This is a genomic window from Xenophilus sp., from assembly GCF_044462705.1.
GTDB lineage: Bacteria > Pseudomonadota > Gammaproteobacteria > Burkholderiales > Burkholderiaceae_C > Xenophilus > Xenophilus azovorans.
Map to the genome: position 1 here is coordinate 1 of NZ_JBIQNC010000141.1, position 5606 is coordinate 5606.

A 5606-nucleotide genomic window follows, 5' to 3' on the forward strand; every position below is an offset into this window, starting at 1 on the left:
GTCGTTCCGGCGGTCATCGTGACGCAGACGCTCGTGGAACTCGCCTGCGAGCTGGCCTACATCAGGCTGCTACCGCGCCTGGGCGCAAAGACCGGCACTTCCCTGCCGTCCTAAAGACCCGCCGAGGGAGTCGGCCTTTGCCCTTCCAGGCGGGCGCGAAGTCCTGCAAAATAGAACGACCGTTCGTTTTATTGTCTGCCTCGGATGTCTGTCGTCTCCCCTCCCGCCAAGCTGTCGCGCCATGCCCCCAAGGGCCAGCAGACCAAGGCCGCCATCGTCGATGCCGCGCTGGGGCTGGCGGCGCAGATCGGGCTGGAAGGCCTGTCCATCGGCGCCGTGGCCGAACTCACGCAAATGAGCAAGTCGGGCGTGTTCGCCCACTTCGGCTCGCGCGAGGAACTGCAGATCTCCGTGGTGCGCGAGTACCACGCCCGCTTCGAGCAGGAGGTGTTCTATCCCGCGCTGAAGTCGCCGCGCGGCCTGCCGCGCCTCACGGCGATGTTCGCCAACTGGATGAAGCGCACCTCCACCGAGATCGACTCGGGCTGCATCTACATCAGCGGCGCCTCGGAGTTCGACGACCGGCCCGGCCCGGTGCGCGACGCGCTGGTCGAGTCGGTGAGCATCTGGCAGGCGGCCGTGCTGCGCGCCATCGAGCAGGCCAAGGCGGAAGGCCATCTGCGCGCCGACGCCGACGCGCGGCAGGTCGGCTTCGAGATCCACGGCCTGATCCTGGCGCTGCACTACGAGGCGCGCTTCCTGCGCGTGCCGGGCTCCATCGACCGGGCGCACCTCGGCTTCGACAACATCCTCGCGCGCGTGGCCGCGCCCGATGCGCCCGCAGCGCAGGGCAAACCGGCAGGCCGCCGCCTCAAGACCGTGCGCTGAGCCGCGCGGCCCCGTTTTCTTTCTTTTCATTCCACGTCTTCTCAGGAGAGCCCGGATGCCCACCTACACCCCCCCGCTGCGCGACATGCAATTCGTGCTGCACGAAGTCTTCAACGTGGCGGACGAGTTCAAGGCGATGCCCGCGCATGCCGAGACCGACGCCGACACCATCAACGCGGTGCTCGAGGAGGCCGGCAAGTTCGCCGCCGAGGTGACCTTCCCGCTCAACATCAGCGGCGACACCGAGGGCTGCACGCTGGACAAGACCACGCACGAGGTCGCCGCGCCCAAGGGCTTCAAGGAGGCCTACGCGCAGTACGTCGAGGGCGGCTGGCCGGCACTGTCATGCGACCCGGCCTTCGGCGGCCAGGGCCTGCCGCACGTGGTCAACCAGTGCCTGTACGAGATGCTCAACAGCGCCAACCAGGCCTGGACCATGTACCCCGGCCTCTCGCACGGCGCCTACGAGGCGCTGGTGGCGCACGGCACCGACGCGCAGAAGAAGACCTACCTGCCCAAGCTGGTGAGCGGCGAGTGGACCGGCACCATGTGCCTGACCGAGCCGCACTGCGGCACCGACCTGGGCCTGCTGCGCACCAAGGCCGAACCGCAGGCCGACGGCACCTACAAGCTGACGGGCAGCAAGATCTTCATCTCCGCCGGCGAGCACGACCTGGCCGAGAACATCGTCCACCTGGTGCTGGCCCGCCTGCCCGACGCGCCCAAGGGCAGCAAGGGCATCAGCCTGTTCGTGGTGCCCAAGTACCATGTGAAGGACGACGGCACGCTGGGCGAGCGCAACCCCATCTTCTGCACCGGCCTGGAGCACAAGATGGGCATCCACGGCAACGCCACGGCGCAGATCAGCCTCGACGGCGCCACCGGCACGCTGGTGGGCGAGCCCAACAAGGGCCTGGCCGCGATGTTCGTGATGATGAACGCCGCCCGCCTGGGCGTGGGCAACCAGTCGCTGGGCCTGACGGAAGTGGCCTTCCAGAACGCGCTGGCCTACGCCAAGGAGCGGCTGCAGATGCGCTCGCTGTCCGGCGTCAAGGCCAAGGACAAGGAAGCCGACCCGATCATCGTGCACCCCGACGTGCGCAAGATGCTGCTCACCGCCAAGGCGTACGCCGAGGGCGGCCGCGCGCTGCAGATCTTCTGCACGCTGCTCTTGGACAAGGAGCACAACCATCCCGACGAGAAGGTGCGCAAGGACTGCGGCGAGCTGGTCGCGCTGCTCACGCCCATCGTCAAGGCCTTCATCACCGACAACGGCCACATCGGCACCAACGCCTGCATGCAGGTCTTCGGCGGCCACGGCTTCATCAAGGAATGGGGCATGGAGCAGTTCGTGCGGGACAACCGCATCAACATGATCTACGAAGGCACGAACACCGTGCAGTCGCTGGACCTGCTGGGCCGCAAGGTGCTGGGCAACAACGGCGCCAGCCTGAAGAAGTTTGGCAAGCTGATCGGCGCGCTGGTGGAGGAAGAGGGCGTCAACGAGAAGATGGCCGAGTTCATCAACCCGCTGGCCTACCTGGGCGACCAGATGACCAAGTTCACCACCGAGATCGGCTTCAAGGGCTTCCAGAACCCCGACGAGGTGGGCGCCGCCGCCGTGGACTACCTGCGCGTGGCCGGCCACCTGGTGTTCGCCTACCTGTTCGCCCGCATGGCGCAGGTGGCGCTGCGCCAGATCGCCGCGGGCAGCACCGACCCCTTCTACACTGCCAAGCTGCAGACGGCGCGCTTCTACTTCGCCAAGCTCTTCCCCGAGACGACGATGCTGATGCGCACCGCGCGCGCGGGCAGCAAGGCGCTGATGGACTCCGACGCGGCGCTGGCCTGACCGCCTCGACGACCACGACACCGCCTGGAGGCAGCCCATGAACCGTTCGCTGGCAGCACTTTTCCTGATGGCCGCATCGTCGGCCGCCCTGGCGCAGATGAGCCCCGCAGGCCTGTGGCGCAACGTGGACGACAAGACCGGCGAGGCCAAGGCCGAGATCCGCATCGGTGAGGCCAGCGGCGCGCTGGTCGGCCGCATCGAGAAATCGCTGAAGAAGGACGCCAAGCCCGACGCGGTGTGCGAGGAGTGCACCGACGAGCGCAAGGGTCAGCCCATCGCCGGCCTGGAGATCATCCGCGGCGGCAAGAAGGCCGAGGGCAAGGACGTCTGGGAAGGCGGAAAGATCCTCGACCCCGAGAACGGCAAGGAATACCGCGCCAGCTTCACGCCCATCGACGGCGGGAAGAAGCTGGAGGTGCGCGGCTACCTCGGCCCCTTCTGGCGCACGCAGACCTGGACCCGCGTCCAGTAAACCCCAACGGAATTTCCCCCCATGTCCCATTTCAATGTGAAGAAGGTCGCCGTGCTCGGCGCCGGCGTGATGGGCGCGCAGATCGCGGCGCACCTCGTCAACGTGCGCGTGCCCGTGGTGCTCTTTGATCTTCCTGCGAAGGAAGGCCCCAAGAGCGGCATCGTGCTCAAGGCCATCGACAACCTGAAGAAGCTCAAGCCCGCGCCCCTGGGCGTGCCGGAAGACGCCGAGCTGATCCAGCCCGCCAACTACGAGGAACACCTGGCGCTGCTGGGCGAGTGCGACCTGGTGATCGAGGCCATCGCCGAGCGCATGGACTGGAAGCTCGACCTGTACAAGAAGATCGCGCCGCACGTCGCGCCGCACGCCATCCTGGCCTCCAACACCTCGGGCCTGTCGATCACGAAGCTGAGCGAGGCGGTGCCCGAGAGCATCCGCCCGCGCTTCTGCGGCATCCACTTCTTCAACCCGCCGCGCTACATGACGCTGGTGGAGCTGATCCCCACGCCTGCTACCTCCCCGAAGGTGCTGGACGACCTGGAAACCTTCGCCATCACCGCGCTCGGCAAGGGCGTGGTGCGCGCCAAGGACACGCCCAACTTCATCGCCAACCGCATCGGCATCGCCGGCCTGCTGGCGACGATGAAGGAGGTGGAGAAGTTCGGCCTGGCCTTCGACGTGGTGGACGACCTGACGGGCAAGCGCCTGGGCCGCGCCAGCAGCGGCACCTTCCGCACCGCCGACGTGGTGGGACTGGACACGATGGCCCACGTCATCAAGACGCTGCAGGACAACCTGAGCGAGGCGACCGATCCCTTCTATCCCAACTTCGCCACGCCGCCGGTGCTGGCCAAGCTGATCGAACTGGGCCACCTGGGCCAGAAGGCCAAGGCCGGCTTCTACAAGAAGGCCGGCCGCGACATCCTGCGCTTCGATCTCGAGAAAGGCGAGTACGTGCCCGCCGGCGAGAAGGCCGACGAGGTGTACGGCCGCATGCTGAAGAAACCGGCCGGCCAGCGCCTGAAGCTGCTGCGCGAGAGCGAAGGGCCGCAGGGCCAGTTCCTCTGGGCCATCCTGCGCGACGGCTTCCACTACGCCGCGCTGCACCTGGCCGACATCGCCGAGAGCGCGCGCGACATCGACCTGGCGATGCGCTGGGGCTTCGGCATGAAGCAGGGCCCCTTCGAGCTGTGGCAGGAAGCCGGCTGGAAGCAGGTGGCGCAGTGGATCCAGGAAGACATCGACGCCGGCAAGGCGCTGGCCAAGGCGCCGCTGCCGAAGTGGGTGTTCGAGGGGCCCGTGGCCGAGGCCGGCGGCGTGCACACGCCCGAGGGCTCGTGGAGCGCCGCCGAGCAGCGCTTCGTGCCCGCGCGCCGGCTGCCGGTGATGGCGCGCCAGCTCTTCCCCGAAACCGTGCGCGGCAGCGGCGCCAAGACGGCCGAGGATTCGGGCATCACGATCAGCGACGAAGGCGACGTGCGCGTCTGGACGCTGGACGGTGAGGTGCTGATCGCCAGCATCCACTCCAAGATGAACGCCATCAGCCCCGACGTGGCCGAGGCGCTGGGCGAGGCGGTGAGTTTGGCCGAACGCGAGTACAAGGGCCTGGTGATCTGGTCGCCCGACGACAAGTTCTCCGTCGGCGCCGACCTGCAGGCCATGCTGCCCGCCTTCGTGGTGGCCGGCGTGGGTGCCATCGAGGGGGCTGAGAAGGCGTTGCAGGACGTGATGCTGCGCGTGCGCTATGCCAACGTGCCGGTGGTGGCCGCCGTGCGCGGCATGGCGCTGGGGGGCGGCTGCGAGCTGGCCGTGTACTCGTCGCGCCGCGTCGCCGCGATGGAAAGCTACATCGGCCTGGTGGAAGTCGGCGTGGGCCTGGTGCCCGGCGCCGGCGGGCTGACCTACATCGCCCGCCGCGCCGCCGAGAACGCGCAGGCGTCGACCGGCACCGACCTGCTGCCCTTCCTGACCGAAGGCTTCACCGCGGCCGCGATGGCCAAGGTGGGCACCAGCGCGCTGGAGTCGAAGAAGCTGGGCTACCTGATCGACGGCGACGTGATCGTGCCGAACAGGGACGAGCTGCTCTACGTCGCGATCCAGCAGGCCAGGGCGATGCAGGAGGCCGGCTGGCGTCCGCCGCTCAAGCGCGCCTTCCGCGTGGCCGGCCGCAGCGGCGCCGCCACCATCCGCGGCCAGCTGGTGAACATGCGCGACGGCGGTTTCATCAGCGCGCACGACTTCCACATCGCCGGCCTGATCGCCAACGTGGTCACCGGCGGCGACGTCGATGCCGGCACGCTGGTGACCGAGGACTACCTGATGGGCCTGGAGCGCCAGGCCTTCTGCGCGCTGGTGCAGCACCCGAAGACGCAGGAGCGGATCATGGGGATGCTC

Annotated in this window: 4 protein-coding genes; all 4 read left to right on the forward strand. The window is 68.1% G+C overall.

The genetic code is table 11. The features are described 5' to 3' along the window. The first annotated feature begins 204 nt into the window (after positions 1-204). On the forward strand, positions 205-888 hold the full coding sequence (locus ACIY1X_RS18540) for a TetR/AcrR family transcriptional regulator (RefSeq protein ID WP_399683291.1): 684 nt from the start codon (positions 205-207) through the stop codon (positions 886-888). A gap of 55 nt (positions 889-943) precedes the next feature. Beyond that, positions 944-2740 (forward strand): acyl-CoA dehydrogenase C-terminal domain-containing protein, encoded by a 1797-nt coding sequence (locus ACIY1X_RS18545; protein WP_399683293.1) that lies wholly within the window; start codon positions 944-946, stop codon positions 2738-2740. Positions 2741-2777: 37 nt separating this feature from the next. Next, positions 2778-3212: a DUF2147 domain-containing protein gene (locus tag ACIY1X_RS18550; RefSeq protein ID WP_399683295.1), complete on the forward strand. Its 435-nt coding sequence runs from the start codon at positions 2778-2780 to the stop codon at positions 3210-3212. Positions 3213-3233: 21 nt separating this feature from the next. Continuing rightward, positions 3234-5606 (forward strand): 3-hydroxyacyl-CoA dehydrogenase/enoyl-CoA hydratase family protein (locus ACIY1X_RS18555; RefSeq protein ID WP_399683297.1); only part of this gene is annotated, 2373 nt, incomplete at its 3' end.

Coding starts and splice junctions, on each gene's coding strand:
- ACIY1X_RS18545 (WP_399683293.1), top strand. CDS start 944: ATGCCCACCTACACCCCCCCGCTGCGCGACATGCAATTCGTGCTGCAC.
- ACIY1X_RS18540 (WP_399683291.1), top strand. CDS start 205: ATGTCTGTCGTCTCCCCTCCCGCCAAGCTGTCGCGCCATGCCCCCAAG.
- ACIY1X_RS18550 (WP_399683295.1), top strand. CDS start 2,778: ATGAACCGTTCGCTGGCAGCACTTTTCCTGATGGCCGCATCGTCGGCC.